Below are 20,304 nucleotides of genomic sequence, written 5' to 3' on the forward strand. Positions count from 1 at the left end.
TCAGGCTGCGTTGGCGCAGTGCCGCATCACTCGCGGTTGCCGCCGAACAGGCGCAGCATCATGAGGAAAAGGTTGATGAAGTCGAGGTAGAGCGTCAGCGCACCAAGGATGGCGCCACGGCGCACGGCGGTGCCGTCTTCCATGGGGGCGTTTTCGCCGAACCGGCGCAGCTTCTGCGTGTCATAGGCGGTCAGGCCGGTGAAGATAAGCACGCCAAGGCAACTGATGATGAAGTCCATCATGCTGCTCTTGAGGAAGATGTTCACCAGCGAGGCAATGACAATGCCGATGAGGCCCATGAACAAAAAGCTGCCCATGGACGTGAGGTCGCGCTTGGTGACTGTGCCGTAGACCGACATGGCAAGGAAGGTGCCGGTGGTTACCAGAAACGCGTTGGCGATGGACGCAATGGGGTAGACCACAAAGATGGACGAAAGCGTTGCGCCCGTAACAGCGGAATACAGCAGAAACAGACCCGTGGCCGTGCCGCCGGACATTTTGTGAACCGCCGCCGAAAGGGCGATGACAAGACCGAACTGGGCCACCAGCATGAGAATAAGCACAATGGTGTTGCCAAAAATGGCCGCCTGCACGGCAGGCGAACTGGCAACGGCGTAGGCCACGACAGTGGTTACTGCCAGACCGGCCGTCATCCACTGATAGACCTGACGCATGTAAAGGGAAGCAACGCTGGTAGCGGCGCTTTGAGCAACACTGCGGCTGTATGACATTATATCCTCCGAAAAGCAGTTGAAGGCGCTCAGTCCGTTCGGCGGCTACGGCTCCGTGCCGCAGTGCCGTCGGGCGGGCTTGAAGATTGTCTTCTGCCTACAACTATAATAACGCCAGCGGCATTTAGCAAGGGCCGGAAGGGGAAAGTTCGGCGCTGGAAGGGGGCGTCTGGCCCGGCGCATTCCGGCCTGGTGTAGCCCGGTCTGATGTCGTTCGGTCAGCCGCCCTTGCTGCGTGTACGGCAGCGTGCTACCTTGCGGCCTGCCGGGGCAGACCCGGCACATCATATTGAGAGGAGTAATCCATGAAATCAATTCGTGTTTTTTTTCGTGCAGTTACACTGACTCTTTGCCTCGGTGGCATGCTTGCTCTGGCAGGGCAGGCGCAGGCTGCTGATCCTGATCCGGCTGTGAAGCTTGAGACCAGCCTTGGTGACATTGTGGTGCGCCTTGATGCCCGCAAAGCGCCCATCAGCACGGCCAATTTTGTGCAGTACGTCAAATCCGGTTTTTATGACGGCACGGTGTTTCACCGCGTTATCAAGAACTTCATGATCCAGGGCGGCGGCTTTACCCCCGACCTGAAGCAGAAGTCTGCCCGCGCCTCCATCCGCAACGAAGCGGACAACGGCCTCAAGAACAAAAAGTACACCATTGCCATGGCCCGCACCGGCGAGCCGCATTCGGCATCTTCGCAGTTCTTTATCAACACCAAGGATAACGACTTCCTCGATTTCAAGAGCCAGACGCCGCAGGGCTGGGGCTATGCCGTGTTTGGCAAGGTCATCAAGGGGCAGGAAGTGGTAGACAAGATTGCCGCCGTGCAGACCGGCAAAAAGGGTTACTACGACGACGTGCCCATGGAAAGCGTGATTATCAAGAAGGCCGTTATCGTGGAATAAAGAGCAAAAAATGATCATGCGGCGGCGCTGCCGCCCGTGTGCAGACGGAGGGTTCGCTGAGCCCTCCGTTTTTTTACAGCCCGGAGCCAGCTTTCTTGGTGTCGCCGTGGTCAGGTTCAGTCTGGCTGCGGCTTTTTTCATACATGTTGCCCCAGGCTTTCAGCGATTCCATGATGGGCACAAGCGAGACGCCCAGCGGCGTGAGCGAATAATCCACACGCGGCGGCACCGTGCCGTAGACCTTGCGGTGCACAAGACCGTCTTCTTCCAGTTCGCGCAACTGGCGCACCAGCATGCGTTCGCTGATTTCCGGCAGGGATCGCCGCAATTGGCTGAAACGGATAACTTCCTGCAATGAAAGAAAATAGATAACCAGCAATTTCCACTTGCCGCCAATGAGCTGCAAGGTCAGTTCAAAATGGCAACGGTAATTGCCCTGTACGGGCGGGCAAATGTCGGGAGTGTCCATAGGCTTTCCTGTTCAAAACTATATTATTTGTCAGTACCTGTTATTGGCGTCATTATATGAATTTTTTGTTAGTACTTCAACTTTTGCAGATTAGGCATAGTATGGGGGCAAATCTAGCACTCAGGAGAAACATCATGAAGGTACTGGCCATAAACGGAAGCCCCAGAAAAAACGGCAATACGGCTCTTTTGCTGCATGAGGCCCTTGTGCCCCTGCGCGAGGCTGGTTGGGAAGTGGAAACTGTACCGCTGGGCGGCAAGAAGATTCAGGGCTGCCGTGGTTGCGAAAAATGTGCGGAATTCAAAAACGGGCGCTGCGTTTTTGACAACGACATGCTCAACGAACTGCTGCAAAAAATGCTGGCAGCGGACGCCATGATCCTGGGTACGCCCTGTTATTTCACGGATATGTCTGCGGAACTGAAGGCGCTGGTGGATAGAGCCGGATTTGTGGCCTATGTGAACGGCGGTCTTTTTCAGGGCAAGATTGGCGCGGCAGTAGTGGCTGCGGGGCGCGCCGGGGCCACTCATGCCTATGACAGCATCAACCACATGTTTCTGATGTCCAAGATGCTGGTTCCCGGTTCGACCTACTGGAACATGGGCTTCGGCCATGCGGAACGGGAGGCGGCAAAGGACGCCTTTGCCCTGGAAAATATGCGGCATCTGGGCAGAGCCATTGACTGGCTGGGCAAGGCCGTGGTTCCGCATATGGCGGAATACCCCGCCGCGTAGACGGCAGGCCCAGCGCCTGGGCGAGAGGAAATCAGGCGGGCAGGAAAAACTGCTGAGATCCGGGCTTTGGTGGACTCTACTTGCCTGCCAGGGCGGCAAAGCGGCGCACGGTCAGATGGCATACGGCCACTGCCAGCGCATCGGAGGTATCCAGCGCCCAGTTGGCGTTTTTAACGTTGAGCAGGCGCTGCACCATAAAGGCCACCTGCTCCTTCTCTGCCCGGCCCGTTCCCACAAGGGATTTTTTGACAAGGGTCGGTTCATAATCGCTGATGGTGAGGCCGTGCGCCGCGCAGGCGGCCACGGCAACGCCCCGCGCCTGACCAAGCTTGAGGGCCGAAGCCGCGTTCTTGGCGGTAAATACCTGCTCGATGGCCGCTTCTTCCGGCTTGAGGCGGGCCAGAACCCCCGAAAGTTCATGGTAGATGCGGGCGAGGCGGTCAGAAAATTCCTTTCCCGCCGAGGCCGTGCGTACAACGCCGCAGTCCACCAGTTGCAGCACGCCCGAAACCTCGCGCACCACGCCCCAGCCCGTGCGCTGGGAGCCGGGGTCGATGCCGATGACTGTTACAGACTGCATGGTCTGTTACAGCAAAAATGAGGTAACAATGTAGTCAGCCGCAAGAATCAGCACGCAGGAAATAACCACGGCAGAGGTGGTGGCGTTGCCCACTGCCTCCGGGCCAACGCTGTCGCGCCTCTTGTTGGTGTAATAGCCCTGACGGCAGCAGATGGTGGTCACAAGCAGGCCAAAGAGCACGGCCTTGATGAAACCGCCGTTCACGTCCGTTGCCGTCACTGAGCTGGTGATGCGGTAAAAATACGCGCCCTCGTTGATGCCCAGCATGAGCACACCCGTGAGATAGCCGCCGATGATGCCGATAACGTCAAATACCGCCGTCAGCAGCGGAAAGGCGATGAGCGAGGCCAGGAGGCGCGGGCTGACCAGATAGCCCATGGAATTGATGTCCATGACGTCCAGAGCGTCAATCTGGTCGGTGATGCGCATGACGCCGATTTCCGCTGTCATGGAAGACCCGGCGCGGCCTGTGAGCATGATGGCCGTGAGCACCGGCCCAAGCTCGCGGATCAGGGTGAGCGACACGGCAGAGCCAAGCATGCCCACCGAGCCGAACTTCACCAGAGTGTAGTAGCCCTGAAGCCCAAGCACCATGCCGCAGAACACACCGATCAGCATGATGAGAAAGAGCGATTTGGAGCCAATGACATAGAGCTGCTGCATGGTGCGCGGAAAAATCTTGGGGCTGGCAAATATCTGGGCCAGCCCTCCAAACATGAACAGTGCAGTGTTGCCAAGAGCGTCTATGCCGTTCAGGCAGGGGCGGCCTATTTTGCGCAGAAAATCGCCGAAATTTTCGGTTGCGGTCATGGTTTGCCTCACCGCCCTGATTTTTGCGGTTTGCTTGAAACAGGTTTTTGCGAAATCTGAATGGGTACGCCCAGCTTCATGTGGCGCAGGTCTTCACGCAGATTGAATGCATCGTCTTCCGTGCCGCGAATGCTGACCATAACCAGCACGAGCTTGCCATTTTTCTGGGTGCGGGTACGCAGGCCCTTGCCTTCAAGGCGGGTGCGCAGTTTGTCCGCGTCTTCGTCAGATTTGAATGCAGCTACCTGATATACATAATCAAACTGCGGGCCTGTCTTGGCAGGTGCGGGCTTTGCTGCCTGCGCCCCGTTTTGTGCGCTGGACTGTCCGCTGGCTTGCACGCCCTGTCCCTGCGCATTCTGGTTGGCGCCGGGCTTGATGCCCCAGGCTGCCAGACTGTTGCCCGAAGGCTGCGCAAAGGGATAGGCGCCCTGCGGGGATTGCTGGCCCTGTTTGCCCTGCGGCGGCTGGGCTGCTGCTTTTTGTCCCTTTTGATCCTGCCCCGGTTTGCCGGGTTGGGGCGCGCCTGCGGACATTGCCTGATTTTCCTCAGTAGCGGGGGCCGGGTTCTGGGCATCGGCGGTTTCCGCCTGTGCCGCCGGAGCTGCCGCGTCAGGCGCGGGGGCGTCCGGGGCAGGCTTGGCCTTGGGCGCGTCCTTGGAGATCATGCTGGTCATTTGCTCCACGCGCGTTTCAGGATTTTGCCCGCGTCCGACCATGAATCCCATAAAAAATGACCAGCCCACAGCAACCGCAAGGATTACGCCCAGCAGGGCAAGCATTGGCCCCGAAAGGCGGATGACAAAGCGGCGCTTCTCGCCAGAAGGTTGGGAAACGGCGGATTTGCGGGGTTTACGTAAGGGGGCGGCCATTCATTATCCTCCGTCGTGCGGTAAGCTGCGGGGGCCTGGTTTAACCGTTAAGGCGCATCCTGTCCGGGGAGGCAGAGCACACGCAAGGCCTCGTCCAAAACGCGCCTTAACGGTAACAGGCACAGAGCAGATTTGTCGCACGCCGAATATTCGACGTTTATGCAAACAGCGGGGATGGTTCTGCGGGAGTGGCCCCACAGGAGCCATCTGGCAGGATCGAACCGACGCTGTTTCCGTTCGAGAACAGTTCAAAATCCAGTTTATACGAATGTTACATGCTTTCCGGGGCGCTCACGCCAAGCACGTCCAGACCGTTGCGCAGCACCTGACCGATGGAACGCAGGAGGGCAAGGCGGGCCAGGGTGCGGGGCGCGTCATCGGCCAGCAGCACCTGATGCCTGGCATAGTAGCTGTGCAGCTGCCCGGCCAGTTCCGTGAGGTAGGTACTCACGTGGTGGACGCCAAGCGATTTGGCGGCGGAGGCCAGCATGTCTTCAAACGTGGCGGCCTTGCGCAGCAGGGCCATGCCTTCGGGCGTATCCAGCCCGTGCAGCAGGTCCGCATCGGCCTTGGCGGGCAGCACGAAGCCGCGTTCCTCAGCCCGGCGCAGCACGGCGCAGATGCGCGCGTGGGCGTACTGCACATAGTACACCGGGTTGTCGAGGCTGCGCTGCTTGGCAAGCTCAAGGTCAAAGTCCAGCGGGCTGTCGCTCTTGCGCGAAAGAAACATGAAGCGCGCCGCGTCAACGCCCACTTCCTTGATGACATCGGCCAGGGTTTCAAAGGTGCCCGCGCGGGTGGACATGCTGACGGGCTGGCCCTCGCGCAGCAGGTTCACCAGCTGGATAAGCACCACGTCAAAGCTGTCCTGCGTTTTGCCCATGGCCGTGATGGCCGCGCGCATGCGGGGGATGTAGCCGTGGTGATCCGCGCCCCAGATATCAATGAGCCAGTCGTAGCCGCGCTGAAATTTGTCGTGATGGTAGGCGATGTCGGAGGCAAAGTAGGTCAGGCTGCCATCCGACTTGCGCAGCACGCGGTTTTTGTCGTCGCCCAGATTTTCGGTGGCAAACCAGTAGGCATTGTCTTTCTCATACGTATACCCGGCAGAATCAAGCGCGTCAAAAGCCGCAGCAACGGCCCCGCCTTCCACAAGGGTTTTTTCAGAGAACCAGCGCTGGTGCTCCACGCGGAATTCGTTGAGGTCGTCCTTGATGCCGTTCAGGATGTCGTTCATGGCCTTGTCGTAGCACACGTCCTGGCCTTCGGCGTCGGGCAGTTCCACGAGGGCGGGGTTGGCATCCAGCATTTCGCGGGCGATGTCGATGATATAGTCGCCCTTGTAGTAGTCTTCGGGCCAGGTGACGGGCTTTCCGGCCAGTTCCTTGGCGCGCAGCCATACAGAAAGGCCCAGCAGGCGCATCTGGCGACCGGCATCGTTGATGTAATACTCGGTGTTCACGTCATAACCAGCCACGCGCAGCAGGCGGGCAAGGCTGTCGCCCACGGCAGCGCCCCGCCCGTGCCCCACATGCAGGGGGCCAGTGGGGTTGGCGGAAACATATTCCAGCAGCACCTTTTTGCCTGCGCCGCCCGTGCTTTTGCCGTACTCCTTGCCCGCGGCTTCAATGTCGGCCACGGTGGCGCGCCAGAAATCCTGCGTGAAGGTCACGTTGCAGAATCCGGGGCCAGCGGCTTCGGCATGGGACACCTCGGGGCAGCGCTCCACGAGCTTTTGGGCGAATTTCTGCGCCAGCTCGCGGGGGTTGGCCTTGGCTTCCTTGGCAAGCAGCATGGCGGAGTTGACGGAAAGATCGCCGTGCTTGGGGTCGCGGGGCGGTTCAATAACGGTTTTGACGGGCCAGGCAAGGCCTTCTTCTTCAATGATGGCCTTGAGGGCCGTGCGCAGGGTGTCAATGGCGCGCATAGTGCTGGTGTCCTTTCTTGTGCAACGGTTGTGGCTTTACGCCTCGGGCGGCCCGTGGCACTGCCGCCGGGAACCCCGTTTCAGGTTCATGCGCAGGCCGGTTGCGGCAATTCCGCACGGAGGCGCATGAAGAAAAAGTTTCAGGCAAGGCGGAGGAGCCCTTCCGCATGAAAGGCCAGCCACCGCAAAAAAAGCTATCCTGCAAAAGCCGCCGCTGTTTCGGCGTTGTTAACGAGCTCAATGGCGAGGTCTTCCGCTGTGGCGGTTCCCGCGAGGCAGGGGGCCACCATCTTGCCGAGCACGGCCTTGGGGCCAAGCTCCAGCCAGCGGCGCGCGCCGTCGGCATACTGGTTGCGCACGGTGTCTATCCACTGCACGGAGGATGTCATCTGCACAAGCAGGCTTTCGCGGGCGCTTTCGCCGTCTGTCACGGCCTTGCCGTGGGCATTGCAGTATACGGGGAACCTGGGCTTGCTCCATACGGCCTTGCGCAGCAGGGGGGCAAGCTCCTTGTTGGCCTCGGCCATCATGGGGCTGTGGAACGCGCCGCTGACCTTGAGTTCAAGGCCACGGCCCTTGCGTTCCTTGGCCTTCTGGCAGGCCAGGGCAACGGCGGCCTTGGCCCCGCTGATAACAAGCTGGGCGGGGGTATTGTAGTTGGCCACCAGCAAAAGCTCGCCGCACTGGGCAACGGTTTCGGCCACAATTTCTTCAATGGCGGGCTGATCCAGCTTGAGCAGAGCGGCCATGCCGCCCTTGCCGTCGGGATCGGCCTCGGCCATGAGGCGGCCACGCAGGGCCGTAAGCTCAAGAGCGCTCTCGGCAGAAAGCACGCCAGAGGCGGCCATGGCGCTGAACTCGCCAAGGCTGTGCCCGGCTGCGCCGCACACGTTGGCGCGCGCGGCAACTGCGCTCCAGAGGTTCAGATTCACCACGGTGAGGGCGGGCTGAAGGGCGCGGGTGTCGCTCATGGCGGCATCATCGCCTTCCCAGTAAATTTCGCGCAGGGGCAGACCACTGATGCGCTCGGCCTGCTTCCAGAGGTTCATGGCGTCAGAAGAATCCTCGGCCAGATCGCGGCCCATGCCCGACTCTTGCGAGCCCTGACCGGGAAAGAGCAAAACAGCTTGTGTCATGCGGGGTTTATCCTCCAGTGGCGCGCACATGCGCGCATTGGCGTGGCCTTGCGGCCTTGGGTTCGTTTAGGGTGCGCATTGCGCGCAAGCCCTCTTTTTTACGTTATCGGCGCAGGGCTTGCAAGTCCCGGTCTGCGGGGATATGACAGTGAACCCGGCAGAAACGCCGGAAAGGCCCGCAACGGGCGAACAAGCGCAGGAAAGGATCATGCAGCGACAATCGGTTGACAGAAAGGAATTGGCGCGTCTGGCGGCGGCCTCGGGCGCGGAAGTGCCGGAATCGGCCCTGGAGCCGCTGGCGGAATATCTTGAAATGCTCTGCCAGTGGAACAAGGCCATGAATCTGGTCGGCCCACACACCTGGCAGGATATGCTTACCCGGCTGGCGGTGGACAGTTTTCATCTGGCCGGTTTTCTGGACAAGCTTGATCTGCCCGAAGCTCCCCTGTGCTGGGATCTTGGCGCGGGCGCAGGCCTGCCGGGCATTCCCCTGCGCATGGCCTGGACTCGCGGCGCATACTATATGATAGAAGTGCGCGAAAAGCGCGCCCTGTTCATCTCCAGTGTACTTTCCCGCCTTCAGTTGCCCTCCACCCATATTTTCAGAGGGCCGGTGGAACATTTTTTTCAGGGCCAGTATTATAAGGCGGACTGCATTCTGAGCCGCGCCTTCATGCCCTGGCGGCAACTGCTTGACCTCGCCAGCCCCAGGCTGCACGATAACGGAGTGCTGGTCGTGCTGGCACTTGAGCCAGCCCCCAGCGAGTTGCCAGCGCCCTGGCGTCTGGTGGAGCAGCTCTCTTATGTTGTAGGCGGGCACGCGCGATGGTTCTGGGCTCTTGCCCCCAGCGCCGGTGCCGAGCGGCTGACCTATGATGCCACAACGCATCGGGCTGGCTAGACACGTATACCTGAATGTTCTGACAAGGATTTGCCCGCAAATCCCGCCGAAAGCTCTGTGGCGAACCGCGCGGGGGGGGGGGATCTGCGCGTTAATGGCCCAGGAACCGCCGCACAGTTTTTTGCCGCCATCTGCATGCCAGCATGAACAGGACCATGATCCTTACGGAGAACGCCATGCACCCCGCAGTCCATGCCTCTGCCAGCGCCGCGCCTGCCGGAAACGATGCAGACGAAACCCGGCGCACCGGGCAGTCGCAACCCGAATCGGAAATGCTGCCTGCCGCTGAACCAGCCTGTGCGGAGCAGCACGCCGCCTCCCATCCTGCACTTGGGGGAGCGCTGTTGCCCACTGGCGGCGCAGGGCTGCACAACGGCAAACGTTCGCTGCCTTCTGCGCGTTATTGGGCTCGGGGGCTGTTCTGGGGGCTGGTGACGCTTGCCCTTGCCTTTGCCCTGCGCATGCTGGAATGGCCCTGCTGGCAAAATCCGGAATACCGCCTTGGCAACGAGTGGCTGCTGGCCACGCACGATGCCTACACATGGGTGGCCGGCGCGGAAGATTTCGGCCTTGCCGTGGGGCACCCCATGGCTGTGATGCTCAAGGCCATGTCCGACCTCGTGGGCACTTCCCCCGCTGCCGTGGCCTTCTGGTTTCCTGCTTTGCTGGCGAGCTTTGTGGCTGTTATCGCATTTGCCTGGGTATGGGCGCTGGGCAGCATTGAAGCTGGCGTTGCCGCAGGCATACTCACGTCCATTGCGCCGGGCTTTCTGGCCCGCACCCTGCTGGGATTTTACGATACCGACCTCGTAACCCTGTTCTTTCCCCTGCTCATGACCCTTGCCCCGGCCAGTTGGGCCATGCGCTACATGCTGCTGCCGGGCATGGTGCTGCGCCGTCTTTCCATGACTTCCGGCGTGATGAGCCTGCGCCGCCTTTTTTCCCGCAATCAGCCCGCGGGGCACTGGACGCCGCGCCTCAAACAGGCTGAGCACATGGGCAATCCCCTGCGCTGGCAATGGGTTGTGCTGCTTGGCTGTTCCGGCGTCATTTCGTGGTGGACGCAGGAATGGCATTCTGTTTTTCCGTATCTGATCCGTTACAATGTGGCCTTGCTGGCCTTTATGAGCTTGGTGATGGCCCCTCGCGGGCGGCGCGCCCTGCTGCTTCTGGGCAGCATGGCCTACGCTCTGCCTACGCTGGCGGGGCCGTGGGGCTTCAGTTTCAGCTTGTTGCTGCTGGCTGCGGGCACGAGGACAGGCTATCGCCTGCGCCGCCTGCTGTGCCGCCCCTGGCTGCTGGCCCTTCTGCTTGCGGGCGTTGGCTTTTTGATGCTTCAGGGCGAAATTCTTACGTCCATTGTGAACCATATCAATGCCTATGTGAAACACACAGGCGATGTGAAAAGCACAGGCGGCGGGCTTTCGCTGGAATATCCCTCGGTGGCGCAGTCCATCATTGAAGTGCAGGATCTGGGCATCATCGAGATTTTCCCCTACTTTCATCCCTGGATGGAAGCTGCGGTGCTTGGCCTGCTGGGTTTTGCCCTGGTGGTCATACGCCGTCCGGGCGCGCTCTTTTTGCTGCCGCTGGCAGGGCTGGGCATCCTGAGCGTCAAGATGGGAGGCCGCATGGTCATGTTTGGCGCGCCCATCATGGCCATTGGCCTGACCTTGCCCTTTTACTGGCTGTTGCAAAGGCTGTTGCGTGTGGATCTGCGCGGCGCAGTGGCGGGCATTCTGACCAGCGGCGTGTTGCTGGCCCTGCTGGTAGCGCCCTTTGCCGATATGATCCCCGCCATGTCGCAGGGGCCAATCATCAACCGCCGCCATGCAGAAGCGCTATCGCGCGCCAAGGCCATGACCCCGCCCGACGCCATGCTCTGGCTGTGGTGGGATTGGGGCTATGCCGCCAACCACTTTGCCCAGCGGCAGACCATTGCTGATGGGGCGCAGCATGCAGGGCCGTCCCTCTATCTGCCCGCAGCGGTTTTTGCCACCGACAATCCGCGCTTTGCGCGCCAGATCATCCGCTATACGGCCCAGTGCGGCAACGAGCCGGGCAAGGTGTTTGAAGGTCTGGATGGTGAAGGTGCACAGGCGCTTATGGACAATCTGCGCTCGCCCGAAACCCCGCTCATTGAAAACAAGGGGCGGCTCTATGTGGTGGTGAGTTTTGAAATGCTGCGGCTTGGCTTCTGGATAAGCAATTTCGGCAACTGGAATTTTCTTACCCGTGCGGGCGAAGGCGGGGCGCTTTCCATCGTGCCGCAGGCCCTTGCCTACAAGCTTGATTCGGGCGAGGTACGGCTTGAGGGCAACAGCAGCGCCATTTATGCCTCGTCCATCAGCGTGTTTGAAGAAACCGGCGTGACGCGCCGCAACTATATTCAGGACTGGTTTGACGCGCACCCCTCGGCAACGCCCGAAGAACAGCACGAATTTCTTTCCAAGCGCCGCAACATCAACTTTCTTTTCAACCGCGTAACGGACGAAAAGCTTGCCATGGATGCGGGCCTGTACAATTCGCTGATGGTGCAGCTTTTGGTGGGCGACCCGCAGGATCCGCGAGTTTCGCCCTATTTCAAGCTGGTGTACGACAACGTGTTCGCCAGGATTTACGAAGTGTTGTAGGCGGTCGCGCTTGCGGGCCGCCGCATGTGCAATCAAGGGCAGTCTAACTGGATGATTTTGCGCCAAGGGCAAGGAAAAAGGTTTTTTTGCGAAAGAAGTGTACTCTTACGGTACATGACTGGAGTAAAAATAACCTTTTGACGCAGCCAGTTGGAAAAAAGAAGCAGTTAGAGACAGACCTCTAGTGGTGGTACGGAACCTTGCGCAAGATGCATTCCGCCCGGTAAAGCTGCTCAAGCAGCACCACGCGGGCCAGCTCGTGCGGCAGGGTCATGTGCGAAAGGCTGATGCAGCGGCTGGCGCGCTGGCGCACGGCTTCATCCAGCCCCCATGCGCCGCCCACGATAAAGCAGGCTCTGCCCCTGGCATCATGATCCATCTGGCGCAGCAGGTCAGCCAGCTGGGGCGAGGTGAGGTGCTGGCCGCGTTCGTCAAGGACGAGCGCTATGTCCTGCGGGTCGAGGGCCTCAATGATGCGGCGTCCTTCAAGGGCGTTGCGCTGATCCGGCGGCAGGGCGGAATCGCCGTCGCGTACTTCGGTTATGTCCAGCTTGCGCCAACGGGTGATGCGTGTGGCATAGTGGGCTGCGGCGTCCTTCCAGAACGGCGTTTTCAGTTTGCCTACACTTATGTATTTCAAGGGTTTGCCAGTCATGTCTTCTCATGTTTCGTTAAATATGGCGGATGACGGGCCTGAACGCTGCTCCAGCCCGGATGCCGGGATGGAGCTTGCAGCTGCGGCGCGTTTTTTGCGTAACGGCGGCGTGCTCGTGTTTCCAACGGAGACGTTCTACGGGCTGGGCTGCCTTGCCGCCAACGCGGAAGCCGTGGCAAGGGTGTATCAGTTGAAGCAGCGGCCCGTCCACAAACCCTTGCCCCTGCTGGCGGCGCAGCCGGCGCAGGTGGACGCCGTGGCGGAACTTGCCGCCATGCCCAAGGGGCTTTTGACCTTCTGGCCCGGCCCGCTCACGGTTTTACTGCCTGCCCGTCCCTGTCTACCCCCGGCGCTGGTCAACGGACAGGGGCTTGCGGCGGTGCGCGTGACGCCGCACCCACTGGCTGCGCAACTGGCGGAGCAGGCTGGTGGCGCGCTTACGGCAAGCAGCGCCAACCTCAGCGGCGGTGCGCCTGTATGCTCTCCGGACACGCTTGATCCGGCCCTGCTGGAGGCCTTGCGCCGCATGGCTCAGGGCATGACGTGCCCTGCCGGATGCGCGGCGCAGGCAGCAAAAACAGCAGTTCCCCTGCCATTGGCTCTTGGCGGGCCGCTGCCCGCTGGCGGCTTGCCGTCAACCGTGGTGGAACCTTTGAGCGGCGGGGATGGCGGGGCAGGGCGGCTGCGGATAGTGCGGGCCGGTGCTGTGAATACCGCAGCCCTTGAGGCTGCGGGTTTCACGCTGGAGTGACCTCCTGACGGGCTACGCGGCGGAGGCCGCGTTTTTTACAAAAACCTGCCTGCGCACAAGAGAATTTAAATATCCGTCTTCACGCCGGGACAGGCCGTGCGCGGCGCAGATTTCAGCATAAGCTTCAGTCAGGCCGTCCTTATGTTTTGCCGAAGTCATGACAAAGGGATAGAGCAAGAGGCCCAGGCCCAGCAGCCGTGGGCGGGCAATATCCACCAGCAGAAAAATGCCATCAGGGGCAAGCATTCGCGCGGCATTGGCAATGGCGGTGCGTCGTGTTTGGGGATTTGCCTCATGCAGCGCCATGGCGGTCATGATGATATTGAACGTGCCGTCAGGAAAGCATGCTTCGTCCATGGACGCTACGCTGAAATGAAGGTTGTTGGGATATTCTTTCTGGCGGTATTGTGCGCGGGCGATCTGGTTTTCGGCAAGGTCAAGGCCATGGATGCGGCATTGGGGCGAGGATTGCGCGGCAAGCGCAAAAGTCAGGGAACCTGTGCCGCAGCCAAGATCCAGAGCCGACATTTCCGGGCCAAGCGCCAAACCTTTGACCGCCGCCTCATAAAAAGACGCATTCAGCCCGAACAATCGGGCAAAAATATCGTAGCTCTGTCCAGAAACAAGACCATTAAAAGCAGTACCCTTGTCAGTGTTCATAATACCTCGCATGTGACCGAAGTTCGGTCGATCTGGATAATGTATGGATACCAAACATTAGCAGCCAGAAAAGCCTATTTGACCTCCACCGCGTTAAGCTTCGCAAAGAGTTTTTCAAGAAAATCAGCAATGTCAGCGATTTCATGCTGTTGGCGTGCTCCCATGGCATTGTCTACCATGCAGTCAAGCTGGGAATGAAAATCCATGTGCTGTTTATGTGCGGCCTTGCCCTTTTCCGTCAAAAACACATTGAGACGGGTCATTTTCAGCGGGTCTTTGGCCTTGTAGGCCAGGCCCTTGCGCTCAAGCCTGCGCAACAGCTCAGAAACGCTGCCCTTGGTGACGCCCAGTTGCTCGGCCAGTCCACCCACATGGATGCCCTCATTGTTGTGGATAGCCATGATTGTGTGGATTTCCGCCAGATGGATGTCCACATCGGTGCCGAATTTGCTGCACTGGCGCTCAAGCTCATAAAACCGGGTCACTATGCCCAGCAGCGAGATGCTGATCGGCGCGCTGCGCGTAGAGTGGGCGGCAGCATGCCCCATAGTTTTGATCATGGATTTCTGGATGCGCAGTTCAACGGCGGTTTTTTTATGGCAGTCATTTTTCATGGCGTTTTAGTATGGCATCCATACTTTTTTGTCAATTGCCGCGCGGGGCAGTAATTGACAGATTAGCGGCATTTGCTCCCGGCGCTTGCGGCGCGGGGCATGCTGGCTTAGTATGCGGCAGTTGCGCGCGATGGCGCGAACCATACGGAGAACGCATGAAACGCAAGGTTATCTGCCCGCATTGCGGCGAGCCTTATTCCAGCTACAAAAATCCCACGCCCACGGCGGATGTGGTTATCTATTCGCCTGATCGCGGGGTGGTCATCATCAGACGCGCCAACGAACCAGTGGGCTTTGCCCTGCCCGGCGGTTTTATTGAAGAGGGCGAATGCGCGGAAGCCGCCGCAGTGCGCGAAATGCGTGAAGAAACAGGGCTGGATGTGGAGCTGACCGGGCTTTTGGGCGTGTATTCCAGGCCTGACCGTGACCCCCGCCAGCACACGCTGACCGTTGCTTTTACAGGCAGGCCGCACAATCCCGAAGCCTTGTGCGCCGGGGACGATGCGGCCCACGCGGCGTATTATCCTCTGGATGCCCTGCCGCAGCCGCTGGTGTTTGACCATGCGCAGATTCTGGCAGATTTCAGGGCCATGCTGGCTGGCAAGCGAACGCTTGCCGGCATACAGCCATCATTTGACGCGGTTGCCGGAGCAGCCGGAACCTGCGGGGAAGGGACGCATTCATGAGTTATCGCAATCTTCAGGAATGCGTTGCCGATCTTGAGGCCCATGGCCATCTGGTGCGCGTTGACGCCGAGGTTGAGCCGCATCTGGAGCTGGCCGCCATCCAGCGGCGCGCCTTTCGCGCCAAGGCTCCGGCTCTGCTGTTTACGCGGGTCAAGGGCACGCCCTTTCCCATGCTCTCCAATCTTTTTGGCACCCGTGAACGGCTGCATTTTATTTTTCGCCGCAGCCTGCCTGCGGTGGAGGCTGTGCTGACCGCCAAGGCCGACCCGGCAGCAGCCATGAAGCGCCCGCTGCAGTCGCTCAAGGCTCTGCCCGGTCTGCTGAACATGCTGCCGAGTGTGAGCCGGGTGCGCGCGGAACAGGCGGCGGCAGTGGCCCCTGTGCTGGAATGTCAGTGCAAACTGGCCGACCTGCCTCAGCTAGTCTGCTGGCCCATGGACGGCGGCCCTTTCATTACACTGCCTCTGGTGTACAGTGAAGACCCCGCCAATCCCGGTGCGGACGCCTCCAACCTCGGCATGTACCGTGTGCAGCTTGGCGGCAACGAGTACGCGGCGGACGAGGTGGGGCTACATTATCAGATTCACCGGGGCATAGGGGCGCACCACGCCCGTGCGCTGGAAATGGGCAAACCTCTGCCCGTGCATATTTATGTGGGCGGGCCGCCCAGCCTCACCGTGGCTGCGGTCATGCCCCTGCCCGAAGGGCTTTCTGAACTGCGGTTTGCCGGTTTGCTCGGCGGCAGGCGCACAGAGATGGCCGCTGTGCCGGGCTTGCCCCTGCCAGTGCTTGCGCAGGCGGATTTTTGCATCAGCGGGCATGTGCTGCCCCAGTGCAAGCCTGAAGGGCCTTTTGGCGACCATGTGGGTTATTACAGCCTTGCGCATGACTTCCCCGTGCTCAAGGTGGACGCCGTCTATCACCGCAAAGGAGCCATCTGGCCCTTTACCGCCGTGGGCCGCCCGCCGCAGGAAGATACGGTCTTTGGCGACTTTATCCATGAACTCACAGGGCCGCTGGTGCCCCAGGTTTTTCAGGGCGTGTGCGACGTGCATGCCGTGGACGCAGCCGGGGTGCATCCGCTGCTGCTGGCCGTGGGCAGCGAACGCTATACGCCCTATGAAGACGAGCGCCGCCCGCGCGAACTGATCACTGCGGGCCTGCATCTGCTTGGAACCACCCAGACGGCCCTGGCAAAGTATGTTTTTCTTGTGGCGCACGAAGACGCGCCGGGCCTCACCGCCCGCGATGTGCCCGCATTTTTGCGGCATTTGCTGGAGCGGGTTGATTTTTCGCGTGATCTGCACTTCATCACCCGCAGCACCAATGATACGCTGGACTACACAGGCAGCGCGCTTAACGAAGGCTCCAAACTTGTGTGGGCCTCAGCTGGCAAAAAGCGGCGCGAGCTTGGGTGCGAACTTTCCGGCCTTGCCGCTGATCTGCCGCCTCTGCCGGATGGCTTTGGCCCGGTGCGCGTGTGCGGCCCCGGCCTTGTTGCCATTGGCGGGCCGAGGCATGCCCTTGATCGCAGCCAGCCCGACCCGCAGATGGAAGCGCTTGCGCAGGCACTGGCCCAGTGGCCGGGCCGCGAGGCCTTCCCGCTTGTAATAGTGGCGGACGATGCGGACTTTTGCGCCGCCAATCTGGATAATTTTTTGTGGGTGGCCTTTACCCGGTCAGACCCGGCCACAGACGTGTATGGCGCTCAAGCCGCCACACGGGCCAGGCACTGGTCGTGCGAAGCGCCGCTGCTCATCGACGCACGCCTGAAGCCCTTCCATGCCCCCCCACTGGAAGAGGAACCGGCGGTCATACGCAAGGTGGAAGCCCTGGCAGCGCCGGGCGGCCCCTTACATAACTACTTGTAACCTGGGGGAGGCATCGGCATGAAAATCGCCCTATTGCAGTGCAATACCGTTACCGGCGACGTGGCCGGAAATCTGGAACGTATCATCAGCACCGCCCGTCAGGCTGGCGCAGCAGGAGCAAACCTGTGCGTTACGCCGGAGCTGGCGCTTTGCGGCGTGGCCCCCGGCCACTATCTGTGCGCTCAGGGTTTTGCGGCGGGTTGTCTCAAGGCTCTGGATATCATGGCCGCCGAACTCAAGGACGGCCCTTCCGTGCTGGTGGGCGCGCCTGTGCCCAGCGTGTATGCCTCTGGCCTGCTTTCCAACGCGGCAGTGCTGGTTGAAAAGGGCGGCTGGCAGGTTGTTTCGCGCAAGGTGTATCAGAATCAGGGTCAGAACAGCGTGGCCGAATCCACAGATGAGGACGCACGCTATTTTGACCGCGGCATTTCGTGCGGCATCGTCACCATGGGCGGCTGGCGCATCGGCGTTGTGCTCTGCGAGGATGCCCAGAGTGAAGACGCTTCGTTCTGGAAAACCCGCTACGCCAGCGGTCATAATCCCTTGATGGAACTGGTGCAGCGCGGCGTGGACGCTCTTGTGCATATGGCGGCGGCGCCCTTCAGCGTGGGCGCGCAGGAAACGGACGAACACCTGCTTTCGCATGTGGCGGCGCGGCATCATGTGCATATGTTTTCGGTGAACATGGTGGGCGGCAACGACAGCCGCGTGTACAACGGGCAGAGCCTGGTTTTTGATCCCACAGGGCAGCTGCTTGCCCGGGGCAAGGCCTTTGAGGAAGACGTGCTCGTGGTGGACACCGCGCGCGGGCAGGGTGCTGTTAAAGCCCCGGAACCGCTGGCCGCCTGCGTTGAGGAAGATTACTGGCGCGCCCTTGTTCTCGGCACACGGGACTTTGTGCGCAAGTGCGGGGTGGAGAAAGGCATCGTAGCCATTTCCGGCGGCATGGATTCCGCCCTGGTGTGCAGCGTGGCGGTGGAGGCCCTTGGCGCGCAAAATGTCACCGGTGTGCTCCTGCCCTCGCCCCACAGCAGTGATGGCTCCCTGACGGACGCCGCCAAACTGGCGGAGAATCTGGGCATCGCCACAGTGACCCTGCCCATTGGCCCGCTTATGGATGCTTTTGCCACCGCGCTCAAGCCCGGCCTTGACCTCTTTGAAGAAAAGCCCGGCGACGTGACCTTTGAAAACGTGCAGGCCCGCATACGCGGCACGCTCATCACTTCGCTGGCCAACAGGGCCAATGCCCTTGTGCTCAACACGGGCAACAAGAGCGAGGGGGCCATGGGCTACTGCACCCTGTACGGCGATTCCGTGGGCGCGCTGGCCATTATCGGAGACCTGACCAAGACCCAGGTGTATGCTGTTGGCCGCTGGTACAACACCCATCGCGGGGCAGAGATCATCCCTGATGAAATTTTTACCAAGGCTCCTTCTGCGGAGCTGCGCCCCGGCCAGAAAGATTCGGACAGCCTGTTGCCCTATGAGGATCTGGATCCGATTCTTGAAGACCTGTTGCAGCCTGCGGAGGCGGAATCCGGCCCGCTTTCGGCGGCGCGCATGGAAGTGCGCGACAAGCTGTTCAGGGCTGAATTCAAGCGCCGTCAGGAGCCGTTGTCGCTTTACATGAGCCGCATGCCCTTTGGCGGCGGCTGGCAGACGCCCGTTGCCGGGCGTTTCAGCCTGCCCAATAAGTAGGCTGTATAAAAAAAGTATGGAAAAGGGCCTTGCGGCACAAGAGTTGCCGTATGGCCCGCCCCGAAGGGCGGGGGTTTTTTCTTGAAGCCCGCAACGCACTGGGGTAAGAGCAATGTGTTGCACAACGCTGACCTGAGTGGAGGATATCATGGCGGAAGCACCGGAGAAAAATCTGGCTCTGGATATTGTTCGCATTACCGAGGCTGCGGCCCTTGCATCGGCCCGCTGGCTCGGTCGGGGAGACAAGGAAGCCGGTGACGGCGCCGCCGTTGACGCCATGCGCGTCAGCTTCGCCACCCTCAGCATTGATGGCAAGGTCATTATCGGCGAGGGCGAAAAAGACAATGCCCCCATGCTCTTTAACGGCGAAAAGGTCGGCAAGGGCTGCGGCCCCAGCCTTGACGTGGCCGTTGACCCTGTGGAAGGCACCAATCTGCTGGCTTATGGCCGCCCCAACGCCATCTCGGTTGTGGGTGTTGCGCAGAGCGGCAGCATGTTCAACCCCGGCCCCAGTTATTACATGCAGAAGCTGGTGGTGCCCCGCGAGGCCCGCGATGTGGTTGACCTCGATGCGCCGGTAAAGGTCAATCTGGCCAACGTGGCCAAGGCCATGGGCAAGAGCGTGCAGGACCTTGTGGTCTTTGTGCTCGACAAGCCCCGGCACGAAAAGCTTATTACGGAAATCCGCCAGGCAGGCGCGCGCATTCAGCTGCAGACCGATGGCGACGTGGCCGGTGCGCTCATGGCTGTTGATCCCCGTTCCGAGGTTGATATCATGATGGGTACGGGCGGCACCCCCGAGGGCGTGTTGTCTGCCTGCGCCATCAAGGGCATGGGCGGGCAGATTCTGGCCCGTCTGGATCCCCAGTCGTATGTGGAAAAAGAAGCTATCACCGAAGCGGGCATTGACGTACGCGAGGTGCTCACGGTGCATGATCTGGTGCGTAGCGATGACTGTTTCTTTGCCGCCACGGGTATTTCCGGCGGTGATTTTTTGAGGGGTGTGCGCTACAGTGCCAAGTACGCCGTTACCCACTCGCTGGTTTTGCGCGGCAAAACCGGCACCCTGCGGTATGTGGAGTCTTACCATAATATGGACAGACTCTCGAAATTCAGCGCGGTTCGGTATTGAATGAATAAAATTTCATCTCTCTGCGGTATTTTTGCGGCATTGTTGCTGGCCCTGCCGCTGGTGGTTGTTGCCCCCGGCATGGCCGAGGCCGCGCAGGCTCCTGCTGCCAGGAAAAAGGCGGAACAGCCTGCCCCAAGTTCCAGCGCAAACGTTAATGTGTATGAAAAACAGCCCCCGGTGACGGACAAGGAACTGCTGGACTTTCTTGAACTCCTGCCGCAGTTCCGGGCCTGGGCCAAGGGCAATAATGAAGAAGCCCACCCCATCATGCGCAACAACAAGGCGGATTTTCTCTATTCGCCCAATGCCGCTGCCTGGGTGCAGGCGCATAACTGGAACGCGGTGCGCTTTTTCTGCGTCATGGGCCGCATGGCAGCCGCTCTTTCCATCGTGGAAGAAGGCAACGACATGAGCGGCGCTCGCTCCAAGGATATGCCCGAAGTTTCAGAAGGCGAGCTTGCCCTTGCGCGGCGTCACCTTGGCACCATGCTTAAAGCTGGTGGCGATGTGCCGCCCATAAACAAATAGGGCATATTCAGCGC

Annotated in this window: 20 protein-coding genes; 10 read left to right on the plus strand and 10 right to left on the minus strand. The window is 60.4% G+C overall.

Annotated features, from left to right (window positions below; translation table 11 throughout):
- Positions 1–26: 26 nt before the first annotated feature.
- A complete protein-coding gene (locus tag G449_RS0103270) occupies positions 27–731 on the minus strand; it encodes a Bax inhibitor-1/YccA family protein (protein WP_022657880.1) in 705 nt (234 codons plus the stop codon).
- A gap of 305 nt (positions 732–1,036) precedes the next feature.
- Here G449_RS0103270 and G449_RS0103275 point away from each other — a divergent pair, with 305 nt between their 5' ends.
- On the plus strand, positions 1,037–1,633 hold the full coding sequence (locus G449_RS0103275; RefSeq protein WP_022657881.1) for a peptidylprolyl isomerase: 597 nt from the start codon (positions 1,037–1,039) through the stop codon (positions 1,631–1,633).
- A gap of 73 nt (positions 1,634–1,706) precedes the next feature.
- On the opposite strand, the gene G449_RS0103280 is transcribed toward G449_RS0103275, so the two are convergent.
- The gene (locus G449_RS0103280; protein ID WP_022657882.1) at positions 1,707–2,102 is read right to left on the minus strand and encodes a winged helix-turn-helix transcriptional regulator; all 396 of its coding nucleotides are present in this window, start codon (positions 2,100–2,102) and stop codon (positions 1,707–1,709) included.
- Positions 2,103–2,236: 134 nt separating this feature from the next.
- On the opposite strand from G449_RS0103280, the gene G449_RS0103285 reads away from it, so the two are divergent.
- Entirely contained in the window at positions 2,237–2,836 is a 600-nt protein-coding gene (locus G449_RS0103285) for a flavodoxin family protein (protein WP_022657883.1), read from the plus strand.
- Between the two features lie 76 nt (positions 2,837–2,912).
- Here the strand turns inward: G449_RS0103285 and ruvC are convergent, their stop codons facing one another.
- From ruvC to G449_RS0103315, 5 genes are all read right to left on the minus strand, one after another.
- Complete coding sequence (gene ruvC, locus G449_RS0103290; protein ID WP_022657884.1) at positions 2,913–3,416, minus strand: crossover junction endodeoxyribonuclease RuvC; 504 nt, start codon at positions 3,414–3,416, stop codon at positions 2,913–2,915.
- Positions 3,417–3,422: 6 nt separating this feature from the next.
- Complete coding sequence (locus tag G449_RS0103295) at positions 3,423–4,226, minus strand: MlaE family ABC transporter permease (RefSeq protein WP_022657885.1); 804 nt, start codon at positions 4,224–4,226, stop codon at positions 3,423–3,425.
- Positions 4,227–4,234: 8 nt separating this feature from the next.
- The gene (locus G449_RS0103300) at positions 4,235–5,098 is read right to left on the minus strand and encodes an SPOR domain-containing protein (RefSeq protein WP_022657886.1); all 864 of its coding nucleotides are present in this window, start codon (positions 5,096–5,098) and stop codon (positions 4,235–4,237) included.
- Positions 5,099–5,369: 271 nt separating this feature from the next.
- Positions 5,370–7,025: an arginine--tRNA ligase gene (gene argS, locus G449_RS0103305; RefSeq protein ID WP_022657887.1), complete on the minus strand. Its 1,656-nt coding sequence runs from the start codon at positions 7,023–7,025 to the stop codon at positions 5,370–5,372.
- A gap of 194 nt (positions 7,026–7,219) precedes the next feature.
- Positions 7,220–8,161 carry an ACP S-malonyltransferase gene (locus G449_RS0103315; protein ID WP_022657889.1) on the minus strand — a complete coding sequence of 314 codons (942 nt, stop codon included), beginning with the start codon at positions 8,159–8,161 and terminating at the stop codon, positions 7,220–7,222.
- Between the two features lie 205 nt (positions 8,162–8,366).
- Between G449_RS0103315 and G449_RS15795 the strand changes: the two genes are divergently transcribed.
- Positions 8,367–9,062, plus strand: a complete 696-nt coding sequence (locus G449_RS15795) for a 16S rRNA (guanine(527)-N(7))-methyltransferase RsmG (protein WP_425340166.1) — start codon at positions 8,367–8,369, stop codon at positions 9,060–9,062.
- 143 nt (positions 9,063–9,205) lie between these two features.
- Positions 9,206–11,695, plus strand: a complete 2,490-nt coding sequence (locus tag G449_RS0103325; RefSeq protein ID WP_245170826.1) for an STT3 domain-containing protein — start codon at positions 9,206–9,208, stop codon at positions 11,693–11,695.
- Positions 11,696–11,876: 181 nt separating this feature from the next.
- Here the strand turns inward: G449_RS0103325 and G449_RS0103330 are convergent, their stop codons facing one another.
- Positions 11,877–12,350 carry a 23S rRNA (pseudouridine(1915)-N(3))-methyltransferase RlmH gene (locus G449_RS0103330; protein WP_022657893.1) on the minus strand — a complete coding sequence of 158 codons (474 nt, stop codon included), beginning with the start codon at positions 12,348–12,350 and terminating at the stop codon, positions 11,877–11,879.
- Between G449_RS0103330 and G449_RS0103335 the strand changes: the two genes are divergently transcribed.
- Positions 12,349–13,101, plus strand: coding sequence for an L-threonylcarbamoyladenylate synthase (locus tag G449_RS0103335; RefSeq protein ID WP_245559810.1), 753 nt, complete (start codon positions 12,349–12,351; stop codon positions 13,099–13,101). The two genes, G449_RS0103330 and G449_RS0103335, sit on opposite strands and share 2 nt — an antisense overlap.
- Positions 13,102–13,113: 12 nt before the next feature.
- On the opposite strand, the gene G449_RS0103340 is transcribed toward G449_RS0103335, so the two are convergent.
- Both G449_RS0103340 and G449_RS15800 read right to left on the minus strand, forming a co-directional pair.
- Positions 13,114–13,761: a class I SAM-dependent methyltransferase gene (locus G449_RS0103340; protein WP_022657894.1), complete on the minus strand. Its 648-nt coding sequence runs from the start codon at positions 13,759–13,761 to the stop codon at positions 13,114–13,116.
- A gap of 74 nt (positions 13,762–13,835) precedes the next feature.
- Positions 13,836–14,375 (minus strand): MarR family winged helix-turn-helix transcriptional regulator, encoded by a 540-nt coding sequence (locus G449_RS15800; protein WP_022657895.1) that lies wholly within the window; start codon positions 14,373–14,375, stop codon positions 13,836–13,838.
- A 155-nt stretch (positions 14,376–14,530) separates the two neighbouring features.
- On the opposite strand from G449_RS15800, the gene G449_RS15805 reads away from it, so the two are divergent.
- The 5 genes from G449_RS15805 to G449_RS15810 all read left to right on the plus strand — a co-directional run bounded on the left by G449_RS15805 (position 14,531) and on the right by G449_RS15810 (position 20,290).
- Positions 14,531–15,061, plus strand: a complete 531-nt coding sequence (locus G449_RS15805) for an NUDIX domain-containing protein (protein WP_022657896.1) — start codon at positions 14,531–14,533, stop codon at positions 15,059–15,061.
- The gene (locus tag G449_RS0103355; protein ID WP_022657897.1) at positions 15,058–16,932 is read left to right on the plus strand and encodes a UbiD family decarboxylase; all 1,875 of its coding nucleotides are present in this window, start codon (positions 15,058–15,060) and stop codon (positions 16,930–16,932) included. Before G449_RS15805 ends, G449_RS0103355 begins: the two co-directional genes overlap by 4 nt.
- A gap of 18 nt (positions 16,933–16,950) precedes the next feature.
- Positions 16,951–18,630, plus strand: a complete 1,680-nt coding sequence (locus tag G449_RS0103360; RefSeq protein WP_022657898.1) for an NAD+ synthase — start codon at positions 16,951–16,953, stop codon at positions 18,628–18,630.
- A 148-nt stretch (positions 18,631–18,778) separates the two neighbouring features.
- On the plus strand, positions 18,779–19,762 hold the full coding sequence (gene glpX / locus G449_RS0103365) for a class II fructose-bisphosphatase (RefSeq protein ID WP_022657899.1): 984 nt from the start codon (positions 18,779–18,781) through the stop codon (positions 19,760–19,762).
- On the plus strand, positions 19,763–20,290 hold the full coding sequence (locus G449_RS15810; protein ID WP_022657900.1) for a hypothetical protein: 528 nt from the start codon (positions 19,763–19,765) through the stop codon (positions 20,288–20,290).
- Positions 20,291–20,304 lie beyond the last annotated feature (14 nt).

It is taken from the genome of Desulfovibrio desulfuricans DSM 642 (genome assembly GCF_000420465.1).
Classification (GTDB): Bacteria; Desulfobacterota; Desulfovibrionia; order Desulfovibrionales; family Desulfovibrionaceae; genus Desulfovibrio; species Desulfovibrio desulfuricans.

What these genes read in the sequence shown, in the direction of transcription:
- G449_RS0103295 (WP_022657885.1), bottom strand. Translation starts at nt 4,226, where the DNA reads ATGACCGCAACCGAAAATTTCGGCGATTTTCTGCGCAAAATAGGCCGC.
- G449_RS0103355 (WP_022657897.1), top strand. Translation starts at nt 15,058, where the DNA reads ATGAGTTATCGCAATCTTCAGGAATGCGTTGCCGATCTTGAGGCCCAT.
- G449_RS15805 (WP_022657896.1), top strand. Translation starts at nt 14,531, where the DNA reads ATGAAACGCAAGGTTATCTGCCCGCATTGCGGCGAGCCTTATTCCAGC.
- glpX (WP_022657899.1), top strand. Translation starts at nt 18,779, where the DNA reads ATGGCGGAAGCACCGGAGAAAAATCTGGCTCTGGATATTGTTCGCATT.
- G449_RS0103315 (WP_022657889.1), bottom strand. Translation starts at nt 8,161, where the DNA reads ATGACACAAGCTGTTTTGCTCTTTCCCGGTCAGGGCTCGCAAGAGTCG.
- G449_RS0103335 (WP_245559810.1), top strand. Translation starts at nt 12,349, where the DNA reads ATGTCTTCTCATGTTTCGTTAAATATGGCGGATGACGGGCCTGAACGC.
- G449_RS15800 (WP_022657895.1), bottom strand. Translation starts at nt 14,375, where the DNA reads ATGAAAAATGACTGCCATAAAAAAACCGCCGTTGAACTGCGCATCCAG.
- G449_RS0103325 (WP_245170826.1), top strand. Translation starts at nt 9,206, where the DNA reads ATGAACAGGACCATGATCCTTACGGAGAACGCCATGCACCCCGCAGTC.
- ruvC (WP_022657884.1), bottom strand. Translation starts at nt 3,416, where the DNA reads ATGCAGTCTGTAACAGTCATCGGCATCGACCCCGGCTCCCAGCGCACG.
- G449_RS0103270 (WP_022657880.1), bottom strand. Translation starts at nt 731, where the DNA reads ATGTCATACAGCCGCAGTGTTGCTCAAAGCGCCGCTACCAGCGTTGCT.
- G449_RS0103300 (WP_022657886.1), bottom strand. Translation starts at nt 5,098, where the DNA reads ATGGCCGCCCCCTTACGTAAACCCCGCAAATCCGCCGTTTCCCAACCT.
- argS (WP_022657887.1), bottom strand. Translation starts at nt 7,025, where the DNA reads ATGCGCGCCATTGACACCCTGCGCACGGCCCTCAAGGCCATCATTGAA.
- G449_RS0103280 (WP_022657882.1), bottom strand. Translation starts at nt 2,102, where the DNA reads ATGGACACTCCCGACATTTGCCCGCCCGTACAGGGCAATTACCGTTGC.
- G449_RS0103330 (WP_022657893.1), bottom strand. Translation starts at nt 12,350, where the DNA reads ATGACTGGCAAACCCTTGAAATACATAAGTGTAGGCAAACTGAAAACG.
- G449_RS15810 (WP_022657900.1), top strand. Translation starts at nt 19,763, where the DNA reads ATGAATAAAATTTCATCTCTCTGCGGTATTTTTGCGGCATTGTTGCTG.
- G449_RS0103285 (WP_022657883.1), top strand. Translation starts at nt 2,237, where the DNA reads ATGAAGGTACTGGCCATAAACGGAAGCCCCAGAAAAAACGGCAATACG.
- G449_RS0103360 (WP_022657898.1), top strand. Translation starts at nt 16,951, where the DNA reads ATGAAAATCGCCCTATTGCAGTGCAATACCGTTACCGGCGACGTGGCC.
- G449_RS0103340 (WP_022657894.1), bottom strand. Translation starts at nt 13,761, where the DNA reads ATGAACACTGACAAGGGTACTGCTTTTAATGGTCTTGTTTCTGGACAG.
- G449_RS0103275 (WP_022657881.1), top strand. Translation starts at nt 1,037, where the DNA reads ATGAAATCAATTCGTGTTTTTTTTCGTGCAGTTACACTGACTCTTTGC.